This window comes from Paenibacillus sp. MAEPY2, from assembly GCF_000499205.1.
GTDB classification, from domain to species: Bacteria; Bacillota; Bacilli; order Paenibacillales; family Paenibacillaceae; genus Paenibacillus; species Paenibacillus vandeheii.
In genome coordinates this window covers 110937-133889 of record NZ_AWUK01000012.1, presented here as the reverse complement: position 1 = coordinate 133889, position 22953 = coordinate 110937, and the positions used below count along the sequence as shown (strand labels likewise).

At 46.4% G+C, this 22953-nt stretch carries 22 protein-coding genes; 1 reads left to right on the top strand and 21 read right to left on the bottom strand.

Annotated features, from left to right (window positions below):
• Window positions 1-150: 150 nt before the first annotated feature.
• The 9 genes from P364_RS0111095 to rplS all read right to left on the bottom strand — a co-directional run bounded on the left by P364_RS0111095 (window position 151) and on the right by rplS (window position 8253).
• Window positions 151-1371, bottom strand: coding sequence for a carboxypeptidase-like regulatory domain-containing protein (locus P364_RS0111095; RefSeq protein WP_024630197.1), 1221 nt, complete (start codon window positions 1369-1371; stop codon window positions 151-153).
• A gap of 66 nt (window positions 1372-1437) precedes the next feature.
• A complete protein-coding gene (locus P364_RS37325; protein WP_144424623.1) occupies window positions 1438-1599 on the bottom strand; it encodes a paeninodin family lasso peptide in 162 nt (53 codons plus the stop codon).
• 522 nt (window positions 1600-2121) lie between these two features.
• Window positions 2122-2520 (bottom strand): YraN family protein, encoded by a 399-nt coding sequence (locus tag P364_RS0111085; RefSeq protein ID WP_024630196.1) that lies wholly within the window; start codon window positions 2518-2520, stop codon window positions 2122-2124.
• Window positions 2514-2822, bottom strand: a complete 309-nt coding sequence (locus tag P364_RS0111080) for an EscU/YscU/HrcU family type III secretion system export apparatus switch protein (RefSeq protein ID WP_024630195.1) — start codon at window positions 2820-2822, stop codon at window positions 2514-2516. The genes P364_RS0111085 and P364_RS0111080 overlap by 7 nt, the downstream gene beginning before the upstream one ends.
• Window positions 2819-4876 carry a DNA ligase gene (locus P364_RS0111075; RefSeq protein WP_236642446.1) on the bottom strand — a complete coding sequence of 686 codons (2058 nt, stop codon included), beginning with the start codon at window positions 4874-4876 and terminating at the stop codon, window positions 2819-2821. The genes P364_RS0111080 and P364_RS0111075 overlap by 4 nt, the downstream gene beginning before the upstream one ends.
• A gap of 22 nt (window positions 4877-4898) precedes the next feature.
• The gene (locus P364_RS0111070) at window positions 4899-5603 is read right to left on the bottom strand and encodes a ribonuclease HII (RefSeq protein WP_024630193.1); all 705 of its coding nucleotides are present in this window, start codon (window positions 5601-5603) and stop codon (window positions 4899-4901) included.
• Window positions 5604-6003: 400 nt separating this feature from the next.
• A complete protein-coding gene (gene ylqF / locus P364_RS0111065; protein WP_024630192.1) occupies window positions 6004-6867 on the bottom strand; it encodes a ribosome biogenesis GTPase YlqF in 864 nt (287 codons plus the stop codon).
• A gap of 167 nt (window positions 6868-7034) precedes the next feature.
• A complete protein-coding gene (lepB, locus tag P364_RS0111060) occupies window positions 7035-7655 on the bottom strand; it encodes a signal peptidase I (RefSeq protein ID WP_024630191.1) in 621 nt (206 codons plus the stop codon).
• A gap of 256 nt (window positions 7656-7911) precedes the next feature.
• On the bottom strand, window positions 7912-8253 hold the full coding sequence (gene rplS / locus P364_RS0111055; protein WP_024630190.1) for a 50S ribosomal protein L19: 342 nt from the start codon (window positions 8251-8253) through the stop codon (window positions 7912-7914).
• 335 nt (window positions 8254-8588) lie between these two features.
• Between rplS and P364_RS0111050 the strand changes: the two genes are divergently transcribed.
• Window positions 8589-9554 (top strand): polysaccharide deacetylase family protein, encoded by a 966-nt coding sequence (locus tag P364_RS0111050; RefSeq protein WP_024630189.1) that lies wholly within the window; start codon window positions 8589-8591, stop codon window positions 9552-9554.
• A 1-nt stretch (window position 9555) separates the two neighbouring features.
• Here P364_RS0111050 and P364_RS0111045 read toward each other — a convergent pair whose 3' ends face one another.
• From P364_RS0111045 to fabF, 12 genes are all read right to left on the bottom strand, one after another.
• Window positions 9556-10812, bottom strand: coding sequence for a hypothetical protein (locus tag P364_RS0111045; protein ID WP_024630188.1), 1257 nt, complete (start codon window positions 10810-10812; stop codon window positions 9556-9558).
• Between the two features lie 211 nt (window positions 10813-11023).
• Window positions 11024-11791 (bottom strand): tRNA (guanosine(37)-N1)-methyltransferase TrmD, encoded by a 768-nt coding sequence (gene trmD / locus P364_RS0111040; RefSeq protein WP_024630187.1) that lies wholly within the window; start codon window positions 11789-11791, stop codon window positions 11024-11026.
• A 1-nt stretch (window position 11792) separates the two neighbouring features.
• Window positions 11793-12305 carry a ribosome maturation factor RimM gene (gene rimM, locus P364_RS0111035; protein WP_024630186.1) on the bottom strand — a complete coding sequence of 171 codons (513 nt, stop codon included), beginning with the start codon at window positions 12303-12305 and terminating at the stop codon, window positions 11793-11795.
• 327 nt (window positions 12306-12632) lie between these two features.
• Window positions 12633-12863 (bottom strand): KH domain-containing protein, encoded by a 231-nt coding sequence (locus P364_RS0111030; protein WP_024630185.1) that lies wholly within the window; start codon window positions 12861-12863, stop codon window positions 12633-12635.
• Between the two features lie 23 nt (window positions 12864-12886).
• Window positions 12887-13159, bottom strand: a complete 273-nt coding sequence (gene rpsP, locus P364_RS0111025) for a 30S ribosomal protein S16 (protein ID WP_024630184.1) — start codon at window positions 13157-13159, stop codon at window positions 12887-12889.
• 54 nt (window positions 13160-13213) lie between these two features.
• Complete coding sequence (gene ffh, locus P364_RS0111020; protein ID WP_024630183.1) at window positions 13214-14590, bottom strand: signal recognition particle protein; 1377 nt, start codon at window positions 14588-14590, stop codon at window positions 13214-13216.
• Between the two features lie 65 nt (window positions 14591-14655).
• The gene (locus tag P364_RS0111015) at window positions 14656-15006 is read right to left on the bottom strand and encodes a putative DNA-binding protein (protein ID WP_024630182.1); all 351 of its coding nucleotides are present in this window, start codon (window positions 15004-15006) and stop codon (window positions 14656-14658) included.
• A 260-nt stretch (window positions 15007-15266) separates the two neighbouring features.
• On the bottom strand, window positions 15267-15914 hold the full coding sequence (gene trhA / locus P364_RS0111010; protein WP_024630181.1) for a PAQR family membrane homeostasis protein TrhA: 648 nt from the start codon (window positions 15912-15914) through the stop codon (window positions 15267-15269).
• 133 nt (window positions 15915-16047) lie between these two features.
• Window positions 16048-17061 (bottom strand): signal recognition particle-docking protein FtsY, encoded by a 1014-nt coding sequence (gene ftsY / locus P364_RS0111005; protein ID WP_024630180.1) that lies wholly within the window; start codon window positions 17059-17061, stop codon window positions 16048-16050.
• Window positions 17062-17135: 74 nt separating this feature from the next.
• Window positions 17136-20705 (bottom strand): chromosome segregation protein SMC, encoded by a 3570-nt coding sequence (smc, locus tag P364_RS0111000; protein WP_024630179.1) that lies wholly within the window; start codon window positions 20703-20705, stop codon window positions 17136-17138.
• Window positions 20706-20895: 190 nt separating this feature from the next.
• Window positions 20896-21594: a ribonuclease III gene (gene rnc, locus P364_RS0110995; protein WP_024630178.1), complete on the bottom strand. Its 699-nt coding sequence runs from the start codon at window positions 21592-21594 to the stop codon at window positions 20896-20898.
• 13 nt (window positions 21595-21607) lie between these two features.
• Window positions 21608-22846, bottom strand: coding sequence for a beta-ketoacyl-ACP synthase II (gene fabF / locus P364_RS0110990; protein ID WP_024630177.1), 1239 nt, complete (start codon window positions 22844-22846; stop codon window positions 21608-21610).
• Between the last annotated feature and the right edge of the window lie 107 nt (window positions 22847-22953).

Sequence of the window (22953 nt, the reverse complement as noted above, 5' to 3'; positions counted from 1 at the left end):
GATTATACACTGATCGGTTCATTGGATTCAAAGGAATGCTTACAACATTATTTCGTTCAGTTATTTTAGATCTAAAAAGACGACTTCGACTCTTACCCCGCGAAGGGATTCAAGTGACGTCGCCTTTCTTCATTATAAGTAGTTATTTAATCAATAGGGGTATGAACCTGCTCCTTCAAACTTCCCGTTCACAAAATCCATTTTGTTTATTTTCTCTTGGTTGCCGGCGACATCTGTACTGAAATACTCCACTGTTTTGACATCAGGAGCATAAATTTTTATTGGTCCGGTAAACGTGATCCATTCACCCCCATTGATTCTGTACTGGGTCATTTTCAAACCTGATCCCTTAACTTCGTCCGTTGCCTTTAACTTAAAATTAAATCCATTAATATATTGTTTTCCGTTGGATATTTCTGTCAAAGGAACTAAAGCATATTTGGTTACAGGCGGGGTTTTGTCCACATTACTTTTAAGGAAAAAATCAAATGTATTGTTAGGTCCTTTGACCAAAGTTACCCTAATCGTTTGGTTGATATAACCATCCGCTTCGACAGAGATTATGCTTGTTCCCGGAGACAGTCGATCCATGGAATACTTGCCTTGTTTGTCTGTTATCATCTTAAGATTATTAATAGATACCGTGGCCCCAGCCACTGGCCTCCCCTGTTCATCTTGCACCAAGCCACTCACCTTGGCGGCCTCTTGAAGTGTTATGTTCAACTTCTCTGTAACACCGGTGTATAGAAAAAGATATTTTGTGTAAGGAACATATCCATCTGCATCAACCGAAACCATAATATCAGGGGCGGAATAAGGATTAATACCTGTAATTGCGTAGTTGCCATCCTTGTCCGTCTTTACAGACTGGCTGACAGTTGTTACTTTAATGACAGCACCCACAACTGGTTTTCCTGATTGATCAGTAACTTTGCCTACAACTGTTGCTGGTTCATAGAGGGAAAAATTAAATGCCCTTGTTTCTCCCGGAATCAAATAATAGCTAATATAATTATTGTCGGTTTGCAAGTACCCCTTGGCAACCGTACTAATATTGATGCGTATGCCTTCACTTAACGTTGTTTCAAAATTGTACTCTCCCTTGGAATTAGTTTTAATCGTTTTGGTTGCTATTTCGATGTTTTCGATTGTGTACATCTTGATATTTACATTTACATCTTTCACCGGAAAACCATCCATATCGGTAATTTTCCCAAAAATTCTTGAACTTTGAGCAAGTTGATTAACTTGCCCCTCCGCTAAAGCATCTTTGGAAGCAGCATATGTCGTCCCAGAAAGCAACAGACCACACACCCCTAAAAATAATAAAAACACACTTAAACGAATCATCCATTTCCATTGAATACTCATGACAATCGTTCACCTCATCCATATATAGTAGTAAGTCCGGTGACCCTATGAACTCGTTTTATCTATCTAACTAACTAGCATTTCGAGCTTCCAAAACTCCCCGCCCCATACATATTGCCAAATTCCTTCACCGCCGTTCATGGTTTCGCTAATATCCAGCACTTCCATTCGAGGGGTCTCCCACACCTGTTTCTCTTTCTTTGCCGCAGCAGATTGAATTTCTCTCATAGTTCACACCTCTTTTTTGATTTTCTTTTTTCATTTTATTATAAATGATACATTTTGTATCTAATTATTTTAAGAACTTTAATCTCTTTTCGTCGTCTAGAAACAAGTTAGATACATAGCGAAGCTTTATTGTTTATTGAATTAAAACGAACTTTGAAAAGGACATATACATGGTAAGGAGAAAGAGGGCACTTTATAACAGGAACTTAGTATCATAGACTGGATTGAAACACATCGTTTGAGCTTTTATTTAGAAAATTATTTATTAGATATAGCTGTTTACAATCAGAAAAGGGAGTAAAAACAACGGTGATAAATAAATAATTTTACCAACAAATTGATACAAAATGTATCTGTATTGTGAAATGTAATGTATTGTATTGTATTGTATTGTATTGCTGCTCTTAAGTTCTTTTTTACCTCTAACCGGTTCCAAATAAAAATAACCCACGAGAGAGACACTTTTTCTAGTGTCTTTCTCGTGGGTTAACACAGCTAATAAATCGCGAATATAGTAGCAGCTCAAAATGCATTAATAATATGATCAACCGACACGGTTTCGCCCGCTTTATCCAGCATTACTGCGATCACATCAAAACGGATTTGATGATTGGTCTCTCCCGTCATTTGCAAATATACAGATGCGGTTGCACGTACCTGCTGCATTTTACGGATATCTACCGACTCCTGGGGTGTACCATACTTTCCAGTTCCGCTTCTACTGCGGACTTCAATAAAAATGATCATGCCTTCATGGGCAGCAACGATATCAATCTCTCCGCTTCGGCAACGCCAATTTTGACGGAGAATCCGATAATGATGCTCTCTAAGCCAGTTACAAGCAGCCTCTTCACCCAATAGTCCCTTTTGCTGACGTGTCAGTTTTGAAGCTGGACCCTGATCTGATCTGCGCTCTACCATGAATCTTCTTCCTCTCGTCCAGAAGCCAGACGATCAGCTCGATAAATATAGGTTAACACTTCGGCCACCAGTTGATATAGCTCTGACGGGATCTGTTCATCCAAATCCAGCTTGGATAACACTTCGACAAGTGCAGCATCCTCCTGAACAGGGACACCATTTTCCTTGGCTTTATCCAAAATGGCTTCTGCCACTTTGCCACGGCCTTTGGCCACCACGACTGGCGCTTCACTCTCACCAGGTACATATTTTAATGCAACGGCCTTTTTGGAGATCAGGTCCGGTTGCGAATCCTCTTTCATACCCGCATGTCCACCCCTTTGTATCGTTCAGGACTGTAGTCCGAGGCAGTCATTTTCCGTTCAGCACCCGGTTCCTGGCCCACAGGCCATGGTTCTGCCTTGAAGGTCAGCAACTGATAGCCCAGCTTGTCCAACGCCCGGTGGATCTCTTCACGCCCACTTTCCAGGAGCGGTCCCATTCCTTCACCGTCATTAAGTACACGCAGACTGACGATATTATTAACAACATGCACATCCACCAGCGTTGGGCCAAGACTCTTCATATCCAGATCAAACCACAGGCGGCAGTTGGATGCATCCAATTCACCGCGTTGTCCCCGGCGTGATTGAATCTGGACGGAAGCTGTCTCTTCTCCGTCGGGTCCCGTAATCGGAATAAACCAGTGCATCTGGGCAAAAGCAGCACTGCGATCCGTTGTCAGCAATAACTGCTGACCTGTCAGAAATTGCACGGCCTGTCCGGCGGCATCCTTGAGCGCCGCCGGTGCACCATCGCTGCTGGCAAGCTGCAGCAGCAAGCCCTTTAGCGAGTCTGCGGTTCCCGGACTCGCCACATCCCCCACTCGCGCCTGCGCAGCCGCGCCGTGCACTGCCTGCTGCTCGTGCTCCGCACCGAGCAGCTTCAACACGCGCCCCACCCACGGGTCCCCCTCGTGGGTGACAGGCGCCGCCGCAGCTCCCGCAGGTGCTGCGGCACTACCGCCAGCCGGCAGCGCATCCGCGCCGGCTGGCAAAGGCTGCGGCACGCCTCCGGCAGCCGCAGCCGCTTGGCCGCCCTGCGATGCAGGGGCGGCCTGTGTCGCCGCACCGGGCTGTGCCGGTGCGGCTGTGGACGCGCTGCGCAGCGCGTCCAGCAGCGCCAGCAGCTTGGGCGCCAGCTGCGCTGCCGATGGAGCTGCTGGCGCCGCCTGCCCTACTGCGGCAGAAAGCCCCGCAGCAGCAGGCGTTTCACCGCGGCCGTCCACTCGACCGGCCGCGTTCCCCTCAGGCTGGACCGTAATCACACGGCCAGCCGCAGTATCCACAGCCGCCCCCGGTGTGCCCGGGCGGCTCCCCGCAACGCCCGCATCAGCTGTACGCGGGCTCTCACCAGGTATTCCGGTTCCCGCCGGAATACCTGCACCCATCTTGCCAGCAGTTTCAATATTGCTGGCCCCTGACTTCATTCCAGTAGCTTCCGCATTTACCGTACCTGCACCTGTCTGCCCATTGCCTTTCACCGCATTACCAGCAGCTTCCTCTGATCCAACAGCCACTGGAGCAGCACCTGCAGGTGCCCCGGGCACGAGTTGACCTGTCAAGCCAGACGTTCCTCCTGTCACTCGCGCACCGCCTGACGGACCTGACGTTTCTACCATCTGCTCTCCGCTTAACGGTACAGGCATTCCTCCCATAACGGACGTTCTCATCGTGGCTGCCTGTTCTCCACTACCTGCCGGTTTGCCCGCTGTTTGGGTCAGCATGGATTCCAGCTGTTCAGCCAAACCCTTTAACAACTGATGTAGTGGCGGACCAAATACAGCCTGATGCAAGCCCTTTACCGTTTCCGCTGTAATCGGTAGACCACGCTGAAATGCAATACCTGTCGCCTGCACCCATTCTTCGACAGGCACCTGTGCAGGTTTAGCTGTCATCATATTTTGAACCATAGCTACATTATCCTTGGTTAAGGGTAACCCGCTTCGCTGCATGGATAACAATAGTTCACGATTACCTTTGGTATCCGGCAAACCTACCTCCTGAAGCAAATTGTTCAAAGAAGCTTGTGGAAGTTCTGCCAATGTGCCCGTGAGCGGCTTCATGACCGTTACGCCATTCTCACCTGGAGGCTGGACCTGAAGCAGTGTTGTTTCACCTGGTCGAAGCGGGGTTTCCAGTTTTGCTCGTACCTGTACACCCTGAATTTGAAGAACCGCATCTGCTCCATCATCGGATACACTAACTACGGACCCTCGTACAACCTGACCTTCCTTTAACTCCAGCGGCTTGGCATTTCCCGGTTTACTATCCCCCAGCAAACCACGAATCACGGAACCTATATTCAAACCCTTCACCCTCCCTCCGTGTGTGGTCTAATTAAAATAAAGTGTGCTGCTCTCCGAGCAAATTGCCGAGAAAACTGCGACGGTGCATGGGTGTAGCACCCAGAGCCATAATTTGTTCACGATGAAATTTCGTTGCATATCCCTTATGTATTGATAAGCCATATTCCGGATATAACGTATCCCAGTCCTCTTTGCAAAGCCTGTCCCGGGTAACCTTCGCAATAATGGATGCTGCCGCAATGGATTGACTGTTTGCATCGCCTTTAATAATGGACAACTGCGGTATATGCACATCTACCTTTTCAGCATCTACCAGCAGATAGTCCGGCACACCCTCAAGCGCTTCTACCGCACGTTTCATAGCAAGCCTTGCAGCCTGTTTAATATTCAGTTGATCAATCGTTTCCGCATCCGCATATCCGATCCCAACTGACAACGCCTTTTCCATAATGATGTCATATAATGCATCTCGCTTTTTCTCCGTTAATTTCTTGGAATCATTAACCCCTTCCAGAATCAGATCCCGAGGCAAAATAACGGCTGCGGCTACGACATCTCCAAATAAACAACCACGTCCCACCTCATCAATTCCGGCAATCCGTTCAAATCCGCTTTCCCAATATTCACGCTCATAGATTAGCAGATCTTTGGGCTCGACCCATTCCTTTTTCTTCTTTTTCGGTTCAACCAGGGCATCCAACTGTGTCAAATCAGTTATCTCATTCATATCATTCATTACAGTGTCATCTCCTCTGCCCACTCTTGCTTCAATGCATCACTTTTATATCATTTATTATATAGACGTAGATTCCCGATTTTTGTTCTATCAAATCCAATTAAACAAGACATATATTTCCGTGAAGCCTATAGATAATACGATGATGAGTTATTATTTTATCGGTATCTGATGGCTTAAATTGAAGATATTCAGCATTGAGCAGGCTAAATCTTTACCACTCATCATAGCATGATTTACAATCCTCAGATATACGTACAAAACAATACCATAAAGTGCAATTTACTAGAATCACCTTCCAGCTCAAGCAAAGTTCCTTTATTTTAAATTCCAGTATGACAAAAAGCGACCGCTCCCGGTAATCCGGTAACGGCCGCTTCTTTCGGCAGTTGTTTCGTATTTAATAAGGAGCTTCCATAGAGAATCGTCCCATTTTGCCCGCACGCAGTTCACGCAGAAATGCTCGCGATGCCTTTTCCAAATCGATACGCCCACCACTCACAACACAACCACGTATACGGCCAACCTGTTCCATGATCGCAACGACACTGTCTGAATCATCCGCATCCTTAGAGAACTCCTGAAGTCCATATCGTTCTTCAAGAGAATCCCAGTAATAACGCATCAGGTAACTAATGCCAAAAAAGGCGATGTCTTCAGCATTCAGAATCTCTTCCTTGATTGCACCCGTTACCGCAAGACGATAACCCACGTTTTGATCTTCAAATTTCGGCCAAAGAATACCCGGGGTATCCAGCAGTTCCATTTCTTTACCCACTTTGATCCACTGTTGTCCCTTTGTTACACCAGGACGATCTCCCGTTGCCGCAATGTTCCGTCCAGCCAGTCGGTTAATTAGCGTGGATTTACCCACGTTTGGAATACCAACAATCAGTCCACGAACCGCTCGAGGGTTAATCCCTTTAGCTATTTGACGGTCAATTTTTTCTTTAAGGAGAAGCTTCGCTTGTGTTGGGATGTCTTTCACGTTGGTACCTGTTGAAGCATCTACAGGAAAAGCCGTGATTCCCTCTTTTTTGAAATATTCAATCCATTCTTGCGTCACTTTTGGATCCGCCAAGTCGGCCTTATTCAACAAAATCATCCGGGGTTTGCCCTGTAAAATCTCGTCAATCATCGGGTTGCGGCTGGAGACAGGCAGACGGGCATCCAGCAGTTCGATGACCACGTCAATCAGCTTTAACTTATCCTGAATCTGGCGTCTGGCTCGGGTCATATGACCTGGAAACCATTGAATCGTCACCTTGTCTTCACCTCATTATTTGTTGATATACAAGCTTTAACTATAATATCCACACCGCATCATTTCGCTGACAAAATAATCTTCCGGTCATTATTATCCCCAGATTATCTCTGCTCTCTACGTTTTAGTATATATTTTATAATTTGCTTGTATATCCTGCATTCATATTAATGGTTAATCCACTTGATATCGCCGATCGGCCAGAAAATCACATCTGCACGACCTACAATATCCGTCAGTGATACATAACCGATCATCCGGCTATCCGTACTGTTCGGGCGGTTATCCCCCATTACAAAAACATGACCTTCAGGTACTTTCCCATCCGGGAATTGCTCATTAGGGAAGTCCTTCACGTTGTAGGTTCCACCGTTCGCTTCAGCAGCATCGATTGCTCCCTGAATGTAAGTCTCATCGACTTTTTTACCATTGACGAGAACCGTATCGTCCTGAACCTCAACGGTATCACCAGCAACAGCAATGACACGTTTAATGAAATCACGGCCTTCAGATGGAACGTGGAATACGATAACTTCTCCGCGCTGTGGTTCCCTGATATCATATAAGATTTCATTGACGATCACACGTTCACCTGTATGAAAATTCGGCTGCATGGAAGGCCCGTCCACAACAAACGGTTTGAACAGCAACCACCGAATTAAAATGACAAGTACTAGTGCAATCACGATGGCTTTGAGCCATTCGAAAATTTCATTTTTGGCTTTTTTGGATCGACTGCCTTTCTCTTCGGCAGCATTGCCCTGGTCCTGTTGAACTTCCTGTTCCATTAATGATCTTCCTCTCTTCACAGTACATGTTATAGCAGTTTGTACACATCATCAGTTATGTAATCTTACACGCAAGCATTACCAGTACATTTAATCCACAATTCAAATGTTCTTCAATAACTGATTTCACAAGCCTCCCGGACTATTCGCGCATGTGCCGCCATACCATTTTACTCGGAAGTGCACCTCCGGTTCAACTTTTCCCGGACAAAAACGAAAAGGGCTTGTCTCCAAGCCCTCCCCGGTATCCGTTATATTAACGAATTTCTTTAATTCTCGCTGCTTTACCGCGTAGTTCACGAAGATAATAAAGCTTCGCACGACGCACTTTACCACGGCGAGCCACTTCGATTCTATCGATTTTAGGGGAATGAAGCGGGAAAGCTCTTTCCACACCTACACCGTAAGAAATTTTACGAACTGTAAAAGTCTCACTGATTCCACCACCACGGCGTTTAATCACAACACCTTCGAACAATTGGATACGCTCACGAGTTCCCTCGATTACCTTAACGTGCACTTTCAAAGTGTCACCAGGACGAAAACTCGGAATATCCTTACGAAGTTGTTCTTGTGTAATCGCTTGAACGATATTCATCTATGACTCCCTCCTTCCGTACAGGCGTTCATACTTCTTCCAGAGAACACCTTGTCTCCTTCATTATCCATAGAGGACCGCCGTATTCCACATAACAGACTTATTGTATCACGCACCATAACAAAACACAAGGAAAAATAAACAAATTAGAAGTTCCACCGCGATGGATCGTCATGATTAGTATTCTGGAATAAGTCAAGCATTAGACGGAAAAAATACTGTAACTTTCTGTCAAGAAAGATCGTCTATGATATAGCTTGTTGGATTACGTGCTAATGCATCTAAAATGTAATTCCATGAAGAAATGAAATGGTAAAAGGAGAACCTGTTGACTTATGAAACTCTTCAAAAAAATCGCTCTTGCTGCACTCGCTCTACTTACTTGTTCCATTACAATGTATGCGTATGCGGTAACTCATCCTACCAATGCAATGTCCCACAAAGCATGCACGTCCTGGGATATGGTAAAACGTAAGGCATTTCTAATGTCTCACTCCGATTATTCCAGCAAACCTGTACTTGATCAGGCTACCTTTCACATCGCACAAGGTTCGGCTACTGAAGTACCTGTACTGATGTATCATTACATACAGCCCAAAATCAACAATCATGAAAAAAACAACAAATCGATCATTAATCTGGAAGACTTCGAAGAAAACATGAAATATCTGCATGAAGAAGGTTACAACACAATAACACTGGAGCAGCTCGAGCAATACGTGAATGGACAGATCTCCCTGCCCCAAAAGTCTATTGTCATCACCTTTGATGATGGCTATCAGAACAATTATACTTTAGCCTACCCGGTGCTCAAAAAATATAATTTCCATGCTTCCCTGTTTGTCATCGGCAGCAAAATTCAGGATCATCCTTCGGCTTTTGATCCAGACAAAAAAACGTTTATCTCCAAACAAGAGATGCAGGCCGCTAAGGACGTTTTTGAATTTAATAGCCATACCTATGATCTGCATCACAAGGGATATATGCGTTGCGGTGACAACGTACCCGTCGGACTCGACACAAGTCTGCTGAATGATGACGTCAAACTAATGAAGGAAACCGGTATAGACGCGCCGTATATGGCCTATCCTTTCGGCTATACCAGCACGCAGATGATCTATCAACTGCAGAAAAATGGGTATCGCATGGCCTTTTCCGTACGTTCAGGTTTTGTTCGACCCGGGGATAACCCCATGAAGCTCCCACGATTAACGGTTACGACAGGAACCGATTTGGCTGCATTGCTCCACCCTGAATCAAACCAACAGGAAATCCTTCCTGTCGTAGAGATCAGTCATTAGGCTAGATTGAAACTTCCCCGCCTGGATAAAGAGTCGAGCTATACAGTCTTTTCGGCTGAAGCTGGGCTCTTTTTATGTCCAAAGCGGTTGGAGTGGTTAGATCCATCACTGAGCTGGAATAGATTACTGCCTCATGTGCATCATAGATGATAATCTGTTCCCTGCCGCTCTGACACAAGTCAGCATGTACGGCATAGCCCTCTTTTTCAAATACTGCAACCGTTTGCATGTGACCATTGACCAAAGATGGCAAGACGCCACCACCTCGACGGTAAGCCAAGATGTAGTCAAACCCGCTGTCATCCCAGTTCTGTACAGGCTCGATAATCGTTAACCATCCACGAGTTTTACGATCTTCTTTCCATAGTTCTTTTCCTTCACTATCCAGCATAAACATACCATCCTTGCCACTTTCGTCTCCACGAATAATCCGATCCAAACCTGCAATCTGTAAACCTTGTCTGTCTTCACAAAATTTTCCCAATGCGATATGCTGTGATTCAATCGAATCCTCATAACGCCATATCTCATGACCGTACCGATCCATCATCACCGTGACACTGCCACCGATAACAATTTCAACCTCCCCATCCTCATCCACATCGCCAAACCATATACAGTCTGCGTGATCATCAAGATTCTGACAGGACCATAATAATGTTCCATCATGATCCAGCATATCATACCCGGCCATCACTTCATCCTTGCCATCCCCATCGATATCGTATACCCACGGAAAATGACCTATATTGCCTTCGTGCTTCCACAACAAATTGAAATCATGGTCTAAAGCCCATAACCTCTTATAACGATCCTTCAGCAGGATATCCATTCTGTGTTGGTCTCCAGTGAGGTTGGCAAGAATAATACAGTCATGCGCTTGTTCTCCAGGCAGATCATGACGTTTCTTTATCTCTCCCGTTCTTCCGTCCAGAATAAGAAATTGCTTGTTCATTACACACAGCACTTCATTATTTCCGTCCCCATCCCAATCTGCAATCTGAGCAGGATAGTCTGACCCTGGCCCCCCTGCATCCGGATCCGGTGTTCCGACCTGCCAAATTAATGTTCCATCCAGATCATATGCCGACAAACAGCATACCTGATGCGGAACGTAACGATCGTCTATGCCTCCATCACCCTGCACCAACAGCATCTCAAGCCTGCCATCTCCATTCAGATCCCCCAGAAGCATCTTGCAGCGCACTCCTGCTTCGCTAATATTCACTCTACCAATTTCATAAGGCTGATGATCCATATTTTCTTCCTCCTCAGCATATCGTCTTCATACGCTTCTAGCTGAGATCACCATAAAGAAATTCTTCAGTTTATACAACCCTATTTCGGAACATGCAAAAAAGTTCAATCCCGGCAAAAGTGTTCTATACAGAAAAAAGACCAACCTTTATATCACATGGTTGGTCTTTCAATCTTTTGAATGAGATTATATTACGTACTCAAATATCAAATTACTCTGCACTCTTTTCATGTTCGGAACGTAGCTTGTTTAGCCAAATTCTTTCTTTGTCCGTCAAATCCGCCGTTTCCAACAGATCCGGTCTGCGTTCCAACGTACGAAGCAAGGACTGCTCCCTGCGCCACGCCTCAATATTTAGATGATGTCCGGATAACAGCATATCCGGCACCTTCATGCCTCTAAATTCGGGAGGACGTGTGTAGTGCGGGTATTCGAGCAATCCGGTACTGAATGAATCCGTTACAGCACTTGTCTCATTACCCAGCACACCCGGAATAAGGCGCACAATACTGTCAATCGCCACCATCGCAGGCAGCTCGCCACCCGTCAACACATAGTCACCAATCGACAATTCGTCCGTCACGAGAAATTCACGGATACGCTCATCATAGCCCTCATAATGTCCGCAAATAAAAATCAGATGATCTTCCTGTACAAGTTCCTCTGCTTTTGTCTGTGTGAACGTCTCACCTTGCGGACACATTAGAATAATACGTGGCGGTTTCATCGTTGCCGCAGCTTCGCCCCGTTGCTCTAACACATCCTCAACGGCAGCAAAGATTGGATCTGGTTTTAATACCATACCCCCACCTCCACCATAAGGTGCATCGTCGACTGTGTTATGTTTGTTGGTGGCATAATTCCGAAAGTTTGTTGCTCCCAGGGATACAAGTCCCTTGGTTTGGGCTTTGCCCAGAATGCTCGTCCCAAACACGCCTTCAAACATTTCCGGGAATAGGGTTAATACATCCACTTTCATGTTACAGCAGCCCTTCCATCAGGTGAATCTTGACCTGCTGCTGATCAACGTCCACATCAAGAACAACATCATCAATGACCGGAAGCAGAATTTCTTTGCCTGCTGGTGTTTTGACAACCCATACATCATTCGCTCCAGGAGTCAAAATCTCAGTGATCGTTCCAAGTGTTTCGCCTTCATCTGTAATAACCGAACACCCAACAATTTGGTGGAAGTAGTATTCGTTCTCTTCCAACTCAGCCAAGTTTTCTTTCAAAACTTTGGCCATGCCACCCTTGAACTTTTCGACTTCATTGATATTTCCGTATTCTTTCAAACGAAGAATGTACATATTTTTATGCAAACGCGCAGATTCCACATTAACTAATACAGGATGATTATCCGGTGTAAAAAGAAACAGTTCCGCATCTTTAGCGAACCGTACTTCCGGAAAATCGGTTAAAGGCATGATTCTCAACTCACCGCGAATGCCGTGCGTATTGACGATCTTCCCTACATTCATAAATTCTGCCATAAGTTCCTCCTACAATCCATTCATATTGGTACTCATATGTGATGATCTCCCTGCGACCGTTCCGGTTATGGATCGTTCAAAGATCGCTGTTATCCCCTGATTTTTTTAATTATTTTAAAGGTGAAAATCCGGTGATAGCTTAAGCTTACGAAGCAGCTCTCATAGAAAGCTCTGAGACGAACACTAACGCTTCTTTAGAATCGATTCCGTACCCTTCACTACTTCCGCAGATAATTTACTTGACGAGCTATTTCAATCCTATTATTTAAGTTTCAGCATGCACGAAAAGGGGCTAGGACATGCATCCTAACCCCCTTTCGTATATCTTTAAGATATGATATCGACGGTTACCCGTTTATCCATCTTAACTGCTGCTGATGTGACGACCGTACGAAGAGACTTTGCGATTCGTCCCTGTTTACCAATCACTTTCCCAACATCGTCAGGATGAACGGTTAACTCATATACGACAAGCCGATCTTTCTCAACCGTCCGAACCGCCACATCTTCCGGATGATCGACCAAAGCCTTAGCAATTATGCTTACTAATTCTTCCATAGATGACCCTCCGAATCAGCACCTTATTTAGTCAATTTAGACTCGTGGAACTTCTTCATCACGCCCGCTTTGCTCAGCAAGTTGCGGACAGTGTCGGATGCTTGCGCACCGTTTTGAAGCCATTGCAATGCTTTATCTTCATCGATCTTAACAACAGCCGGTTGTTCAACCGGGTTGTAGTAACCGATCTCCTCGATAAAACGACCGTCACGTGGGGAACGGGAATCCGATACCACTACGCGGTAGAAAGGAGCTTTGTGAGCACCCATACGTTTCAGACGAATACGAACTGCCATTTGAAAATTCACCTCCTTCAATGAAATCTGTATATCGTTCAGCTGCAATTGAAATCAACGGAAAGGAAACTTCATTCCTTTACCCAGACCCTTAAGCTGCTTCATCGCTTTATTTTTGCCGCCTTTAGGTCCCATCATATCCGAGAACTGTTTCATCATGCGGCGCATCTCATCAAACTGCTTGATCAGACGGTTTACTTCGGCCAGGGATGTTCCACTACCTGTAGCAATCCGCTTCCGGCGGCTATGATTGATCATATCCGGGTTACGCTTCTCTTCGGTCGTCATGGAGTACACGATCGCTTCGATCCGGCCCATCTGTTTATCATCAACCTTCAGGTCCTTGGCTTGTTTCATCTTGCCCATGCCAGGAATCATATCCATAATCTGATCGATTGGTCCCAGCTTTTTCACTTGATCCATTTGCTCCAGGAAATCTTCGAACGTGAATTCTGCATTACGCATCTTCCGTTCCATTTCCTTGGCTTTTTCGGTATCAATGTTGGACTGTGCCTTCTCGATCAGAGAGAGCATGTCACCCATACCAAGAATACGGGAAGCCATACGCTCTGGATGGAAAGGCTCAAGTGCGTCCAGTTTCTCTCCAAGGGAGGCAAACTTGATCGGACAACCAGTGACGGCTTTAACAGAAAGCGCGGCACCACCACGAGTATCTCCATCAAGCTTAGTCAGAACCACACCTGTCAGATCAAGCTGCTGGTTAAAGTGTTCTGCCACATTAACTGCATCCTGACCTGTCATGCTGTCCACGACAAGCAATACTTCATCCGGATTCACTACGCTGTGAATCTGACGAAGTTCTTCCATCAATTCTTCATCGACATGCAGACGTCCAGCTGTATCGATAATGACATAATCATTACCGTTATCCTTGGCATGCTGCAAACCCTGACGTGCGATCTCTACAGGGCTTGTCTGATCTCCCAGTGTAAATACTGGCGCTTTGATCTGCTCGCCGAGCACTTGCAACTGCTTGATCGCTGCTGGACGATAAATATCTCCTGCAACAAGTAACGGTCTGCTGTTTTGCTTTTGCAGCATCTTGGCCAGTTTACCGGATGTCGTCGTTTTACCCGCACCCTGCAAACCAACCATCATCAGTACCGTAGGCGGTTTGTTGGCTTTGGCCAGCTTCGACTGGCTTCCACCCATCAAATCCGTCAGTTCCTTGTTTACAATGTCGATAATGACCATTCCGGGCGTGAAGCTCTCCATCACTTCTTTGCCAACAGCCTTCTCTTTCACCTTGGCGATGAATTCCTTGACCACTTTGAAGTTTACATCCGCTTCGAGCAATGCCAGACGTACCTCGCGCATAGCTTCGGCAACATCTTCGTCAGACACCTTGCCTTTGCCGCGCAGCTTGCTGAACACATTCTGCAATCGGGTCGTTAATCCTTCAAATGCCATGATCCCACCTCCTTAAGCTGTAATACTGTTTTCAGAACTGATACGTTTCGTTCAACTCTTACGAACTATTCTCTGAGCTGATGAACAATATCGTTTATTTGTTGGTTGTTATCAATGGAAACGCCTGCGCGCTCCAATGCATTTTGCAAATCTTCAAGATTACGGTTGCGCCGTTCGTGCTTCTCCAGCAAGCCAAGCTTGCTTTCGTAATTTTCCAGCATTTGTTCGGCACGCTTGATATGCTCGTATACCGCCTGGCGGCTGATCTCAAACTCGGCTGCAATCTCGCCCAGCGAAAAATCATCATGAAAGTAATACTTTAGAAAAGTCTGCTGTTTCTCGGTAAGTAAGCTTTCATAGAAAGCAAACAGCAAGTTAATCCGGTTTGTCTTCTCAAGCCGATTTTCTTGACTCATAACGGGGCACTCCCTTCGTCAAGGAAAAACACTTTACACTCTTGCAACGTTCCTAATAATACCTAAAACAAATCAGGTTGTCAAGCAAAAATACTTGTCACAATAAAAACGTGCATCAGGAGCTCATATTTCGTGCCTACACGGTTGATCTCAGCCATTCATCTACTGTAAATTACAGCCTGCTTTGTCCTTAATATAGAACAAAAAACGAATGCGTCTCCCCCAGGTGGAGCCGATTCGTTTCACATGGCGTACCCCCCTTAGCGAAGAGGAGTCAGGTATATTAATACCATAAAGAAATGAAGAATACTGCCTGCCAGCACAAACAGATGCCAGATCGCATGGTGGTACGGAAAACCACGCCACACATAAAAAAGTGTACCTAGCGTATACATCAGTCCTCCAGCAACCAGCAGCACAATTCCGCCTGTAGGAATGGCAGCCACAAGCGGTTGCCAAGCAATAATGATGAGCCAGCCCATCGCAATATAGAAAATCGTGGACATGAATAGAAACTTTTTCGTAAAAAACGCCTTAAAGATCACGCCGAATAATGCAATTGCCCAGATCACACCGAACAAGCTCCAGCCAAGCGTGCCGCGAACAGCAATAAACAAAAGCGGAGTGTATGATCCCGCAATAAACAAATAAATTGAAGAATGGTCAAAAATTTCAAACAAATCTTTTACTTTGCCATCTTTCCATGCATGCACGAGTGTTGAGCTTGTATAAAGCAGCAGCATCGTGATCCCGTAGATCGTGAAACTGACCACATGCCAGGCTGTGCCTTTCATACTGGAAACTACAATCAATAGCACCAGTGCAGCTACACTGAGCGCAGCGCCGATACCATGTGTCACCGCATTGGCGACTTCTTCACGGCGGGAATAGGTATAGGTATTGGCCATTTCAACCGTCCTTTCTAATCCTGAGGAATTGCCTGTTTTATTTTATTATACACGTATTGCCACTGATATAACACGTGACACTTATCACGTATATCAGTGGCAATACGGTCAAAAACATTGATTTATTTAACGACTACGAATTGGATTCCTCTTCTTCTGTGCTTTGCTCTGGCTGTTCCTGGATCAATCCCGAGAACAACGCATGCACGAATTGCTCTGAATCAAATGGCTGCAGATCATCGATCTTCTCACCGAGTCCGACCAGCTTCACTGGCAAGTCCAGCTCCTGACGAATCGCAACAACAATACCACCTTTGGCGGTACCATCCAGCTTCGTCAACACTAATCCGGTTACCCCGCTCTTCTCTCCGAAGAGTTTGGCCTGATTCAGTGCATTTTGACCTGTAGTTGCATCCAGCACCATTAATACTTCATGAGGTGCTTCCGGAATCTCACGTTGAATAACACGATAGATTTTGTTGAGTTCGTCCATCAGATTCGATTTATTTTGCAGACGGCCCGCTGTATCACAGAGCAACACATCAGCACCCCGTTGTTTTGCAGCCTGTACCGCATCATACATTACAGCGGCAGGGTCAGAACCTGATTGTTGCTTGATGACTTCCACACCAGCACGTTGCCCCCATACTTCGAGTTGCTCAATCGCTCCGGCGCGGAATGTATCGCCTGCTGCCATGATGACCTTTTTACCCTGCTGTTTGAAGCGATGGGCCAGCTTGCCAATCGTTGTTGTTTTACCAACACCATTAACACCAACAAACAAAATGACCGTGATCCCATCCGGATTCATTTTCAGTTCATTATTCTGCTCACCACGAAGTAAATCCGTCAGTTTTTCGGACAATACAGGCTGTAGTTCAGCCGCATCTTCAATTTTGCGTTTTTTGACTTCGTCACGCAGATCTTCGATCAATTTCATGACCGTATTGACACCTACGTCGGCCCCAATCAGAATTTCTTCCAATTCTTCATAGAATTCTTCGTCGATTTTTTTGCGACGGATGACGAGGTCCGATACTTTCTCCACAAGGCCTTTACGTGTCTTTTCCAATCCGTCCTTGAACTGTTTGGTGACTGACTCCGTTTTGCTTGCAATGCTGTCTCTCAGCTTTTTAAAAAAACTCATAAAGCCCCTCCATCGTGTACATTTCTTGGTTTAAATGATATTAGATGAGTTCATGTGTGACAATCACTCAAAGATCAGGCAATGACAGCTTCCTCATCTTCCAGTTTAACCGAAACGAGCTTGGATACTCCGCCCTCTTCCATCGTAACGCCATACAGCACATCCGCTTCTTCCATTGTGCCTTTGCGATGTGTAACAACAATGAACTGTGTCTGTTCCGAGAACTCACGCAAATACTGGGCAAAACGTACCACGTTAGCTTCGTCCAGCGCGGCTTCGACTTCATCCAGTACGCAGAACGGTACAGGCTTAACATGCAGAATAGCAAACAACAACGCCATCGCAGTCAGCGCTCGTTCTCCACCGGATAATAGCTGCAGGTTTTGCAGCTTTTTGCCAGGCGGCTGAGCGACGATGTCAATACCCGTGTCCAGCAAACGCTCAGGGTCCATCAAGACCAGATCCGCGCGCCCTCCGCCAAACAGCTTGGTGAAGACCGTGCCGAATTCCCGGCGAATCGCATCAAATGTCATTTTGAATCGCTTGGCCATCTCGTCTTCCATTTCGCGAATGACCTGATACAACGTTGTTTTCGCTTCAACAAGATCGTCCTTCTGCGTGCTGAGGAACTCATACCGCTCATTAACCCGCTGGAATTCCTCGATCGCTCCCAGATTGACATCACCAAGAGCTGTTATACTGCGCTTCAGTTTCTGTACCTCAGCTTGTGTGCTCTCCACATCTTCCGGCACTGGATAACGCTCTTTGGCAAGCTCATAGCCGAGCTCATACTCATCCATTAATTTGCGTAAAATGTTTTCCAGTTCAACATCAAGTCTGTTCACGGAAATCTCCGTTTGGCGCATCTGTTCTTCCACAGCTTTCAGCTGTGTCCGCTGTTCCTTCGTTTCGCTCTCTGCAAGCTCAAGCTTCTTCGACAGCTCGCTTCGGGCAGCACGCTTGAAATCCAGCTCCTGTGCAGATTCCGCTTTTTTCAGCTTGTATTGGTTAAGATCTTCAATCTGTTTAACACTCTCAGTCTCTGTTTTCTTCAGATCGGCTTCCATGGAGGCCAGCAGCGTGCGATTTTGACGAAGATCCTTCACCAGTGATTCCACTTCACGCTCCAGACGCCGCAATTGCTCCTCATTGGAGAATCGCTCCTGATCCAGTTTACCTTCTCGAACTTTCAGTTCGGTGAGCTGGGTCTGCAATTCCTCCTTCGCGGATTCATTCGCTTTACGCGCGAATTCTGCGGCATGAATGGCACGATGGGTCGCCTTCTCTTCTTCCTCAAGCTGCTCCAGCTTCTTCACAGCGACATCGCGGGCTGTATCCATCTCTTTGATTTCCTCGGTAAACCCGCTCTTTTCCTGCCCGGCTACCGCAACCTGTTCCAGTACGTGACGCAACTCATGCTCAACCTGCTTCATTTCCATTGAAGCCTGCTGCTCTGCATTTCGGGTGTCATCTCCTGACTGGCGCAGCTCGTCCAGCTTATCCTGACACTGCTCCAGTTGAGTTTTTACATCATCCACACTGCGATGCAGTTTTACTATTTGATTTTCGGTGTCCACAATATCCTGATCCAGTTGGTCCAGCTGCCGTTTTCGACTGAGCAGACTTACATTTTTCTTATGCTGGCTACCACCAGTCATCGAACCCCCAGCGTTAACCACATCGCCTTCCAGAGTTACGACCCGGAAACGATATTGGCAGCGAGCCGCGATTTTGTTAGCATCCTCCAGCTTTTCCGCAATAATGACATTTCCGAGCAAGCTTCCAATGATCGAAGCATATCGGGATTCGTATTGTACGAGATCCGCACCAATGCCCACAAATCCATCCATGCCTTCGATCATTGAACGTTCACCCGCACCAATGGTACGTGGACGAATAACATCCAGCGGGAGGAACGTAGCTCTGCCCAATTGACGTTGTTTCAGAAATGCAATTGCCTGTCTGGATACTGATTCATTCTCCATGACGACATGCTGCAGGGAAGCACCCATCGCTGTCTCTACCGCAAGTTCGATCTTCTCAGGTACTTTAACGAGCTCTGCAACAGCCCCATGAACCCCGCTCAATGTACCCTTGCGTGATGCCTTAAGTACTTCTTTGACACCCAGCATGAAACCGTCAAAATCATCCTGCATTTCTTTCATTGTATCGCGACGGGAGACCTGAGCTTCACGTTTTTGCTCCCACTTACGGACCGTTCCCCGGCTTTCTTCGAGCAGCTTCTGCAACGACTGAAGACGTTCACTTTCCGTAATATATCCACCACGCAGATCACTGATTTCCTTGCCCAAGCGAACGACTTTTTTCTCAATCTCCGTTTTGCGGGCTTCCAGCGTTTCCTTCTGGCCTTCCCACTTGCCGGATTCCTCCGTCGCGCGATTCATTCGCCGTTCCAGCGTCTCTTTCTGTTGATCCGCGTAACGAATTTCGTTTCGTGTCTGGGCCATCTGATTCATCAGTTCCAGCAAGTTGCCCTTGAGGCTTTCCTCCTGCTGTTGGCTAATACCGCCAGTCACACCGATGAGTTTGGCCTCTTCCTCGGAAAGACGGTTTCTCACGTCATTCAGTTCAAGCTCAAGTTTGGCAAACTTTTCGCGTAATGCAAGTAACTCGGCTTCACGCTCCCGATGTCTCTCTTCACTAGCAGCAAGCGTCACTTTAAGCTGTTCCTGGTTTGTCTGCAAATGACGTGAACGCTCCTTGAGCAGTTCCCCGAGACCTTCGCTTTTCTCCGTTGCTTCACTGAATTGCAGTAAGGCGGATTGCAGCTGTTCTGTCTCCGTTTCCAGCGTGCGCAGTGCAGTCCGATCACTTTCCAGCTTGGCATCATGAGTAGAGACGATGGCAGCCAACCCGACTTCTTCCTGTTTCAACGATTCGAGTCGTTGATTTGCTTTACTCCAGGAAGCATGAATTTGTTCGATCTGATACACGTACATGGAAATTTCCTGGGATTTCAGCTGTCCACGCAATTCCTTGTAATGGATCGCTTTTTCCGATTGTTCCTTTAACGGACCAATCTGGTCTTCCAGCTCGGTGACCAGATCATGAATCCGCAATAAATTCTGTTCCGTCTCATCCAGTTTGCGAGTAGCATCCCGTTTGCGTGATTTATATTTAACAATACCTGATGCCTCTTCAAAGATCCCCCTGCGATCCTCTGAACGGGTACTCAGAATCTCTTCGATTCGTCCCTGTCCAATAATCGAGTAGGCTTCCTTGCCGATCCCGGTATCCATAAACAATTCCGTAATATCCTTCAAACGACAGGACTGCTTGTTGATAAAATATTCACTGTCTCCGCTGCGATGTACACGACGTGTTACCGTCACTTCACCAAAATCCAAAGCAAGTGCATGATCTTCGTTATCCAGCGTCAACGAAACTTCACCATAATTAACAGCCTTCCGTGCATCACTGCCGGCAAAAATGATATCCTCCATCTTGCCACCACGCAGTGATTTGGCGCTTTGTTCCCCAAGAACCCAGCGTATGCCGTCTGAAATGTTACTTTTCCCACTTCCGTTCGGGCCTACAACAGCGGTTATACCACGAACGAATTCCATTTCCGTTTTGTCGGCGAATGACTTGAATCCACCCAGTTCAATCCGTTTTAAAAACATAGGGTTTCCCGTCACCTCCTCTTGCAAATTTCAAGTGTTGCATTCAGCGCCTAGTTATTGATCAAGAAAAAGCAAATCCTGATCCTCCTTACAAAAAAAAGAGCAAAAAGCAGTCCGGCCGATAAATTCCGCCAGGCGGACCCGCGGGCTGCTCTTTGCTCTTCGTTTGTCTATGCGCTTACGGTAAAGCTCAGGCTTCCGGAAGCTTCAGTCGATCCAGTGCTGCGGATGCAGCCTGTTGCTCGGCTTCCTTTTTGGAACGTCCTGTACCTCTGCCAAGCCGTTCTTGACCCATATGGACCTCGGAGACAAACTCCCGTTCATGGGCAGGGCCCCGTTCCTCAACGATACGGTATTCAAGAGCTCCCATATTGTGATGCTGAGTGAGTTCCTGCAATTCCGTTTTGTAATCGCTCATTTGAAGCTTGCTACCCAGAACGATTAACGGAAATACATGCTGATCCAGAAATGTCCGGACAGGCGCCAACCCCTGATCCAGATATAATGCACCGATGAAAGATTCAAACACATCCGCTAATAAAGCCGGTCTTGTTCGTCCTCCCGTCAGCTCCTCACCTTTACCAAGAAGTACATACTGCCCAAAACCCAACGCTTCAGCAAATTTGACGAGGGAAGGCTCACAGACAATCGATGCCCGCAGCTTAGTTAATTCACCCTCCGGCCGGTTAGGAAACAAGTGATACAAGTATTCCGACACAGTCAGTTCCAGTACCGCATCGCCCAGAAACTCCAGACGTTCGTTATCCTGATGCTGACTGAACCGGTGTTCGTTTACATAAGAAGCATGGGTAAACGCTTGTTTTAAAAGCTGCCTGTTGTCAAATTTGATTTGAAGTTTGTGTTGTAACTGCTTCAGATCTTCACTCAAACGAACTAGCCCCTTATGCTTCAAATTTTTTGAGAATAATGGTGGCATTGTGACCGCCGAACCCAAATGAATTGGACATGGCAATATTGACTTTAGTTTGACGTGGAACGTTTGGAACGTAGTCCAAATCACATTCCGGGTCCTGATTTTCCAGGTTGATTGTTGGAGCAAGCGTCTGATGTGTCAGCGACAATCCGCAGATTACGGCTTCAACGCCACCAGCAGCACCAAGCATATGACCTGTCATCGATTTGGTTGAACTCACCGCAAGCTTGTACGCATGATCGCCAAACGCTTTTTTGATCGCAAGCGTTTCGGATCTGTCACCTACAGGCGTTGATGTTCCGTGTGCATTGATGTAGTCCACTTCTTCCGGTTCAATTCCAGCATTACGCAGAGCCATCTTCATGCAACGAGCTGCGCCATCCGGATCAGGCTCCGTCATGTGATGAGCATCACCGGTGAGACCGTAACCAATAACTTCACCATAAATACGGGCACCACGTTTTTGAGCATGCTCAAGGGATTCAAGGATCAGAACACCCGCACCTTCACCCATAACAAATCCGTCACGTTCGGTGTCAAAAGGACGGCTTGATTTGGCAGGATCATCATTACGTGTAGACATGGCACGCATTGCACAGAACCCAGCCAGACCGGTTGGTCTGATCGTCGCTTCCGCACCACCGCAGATCATCGCGTCCGCATCTCCGTTTGCAATCAGCTTGAAGGAATCTCCAATGGAGTGTGTTCCTGTTGCACAGGCTGTTACCACGTTGATGTTAGGACCTTTTGCCCCGAGAGAAATCGACATTTGGCCAGAAGCCATGTTGGAGATCATCATTGGAATGAAAAATGGGCTTACGCGTTTAGGACCCTTTTGCAACAATGCATTATGTTGGTCTTCCCAAGTACCCAATCCACCGATACCCGATCCGATGGACACACCGAAGCGCTCTGCATCAATGTTCTCGTCAATTTTCAGACCACTGTCTTCAACGGCTTTGAAGCCAGCTGCTACAGCGAATTGAACAAAACGGTCCATTTTACGTGCATCTTTGCGATCCATGTACTCTTCCGGGTTGAAATCCTTGATCTCGGCTGCAATTTGAGTGGTATATTCACTTACATCAAACGCCTCAATCTGAGAGATTCCGGACTTGCCTGCCATTAAACTTCCCCAGAACGTTTCCAAATCTTTTCCGAGCGATGTCATTACGCCCATTCCGGTAATTACAACTCTTTGTTTCAAACCAGCTCACCTCTATATCGACTGCATTACGCAAGTATTTTGTGGGAATATCCGCAAGCAGACGTCTAGCCAAGCATGATCCGAAGATCCGTTTGACCAGCGCCGCT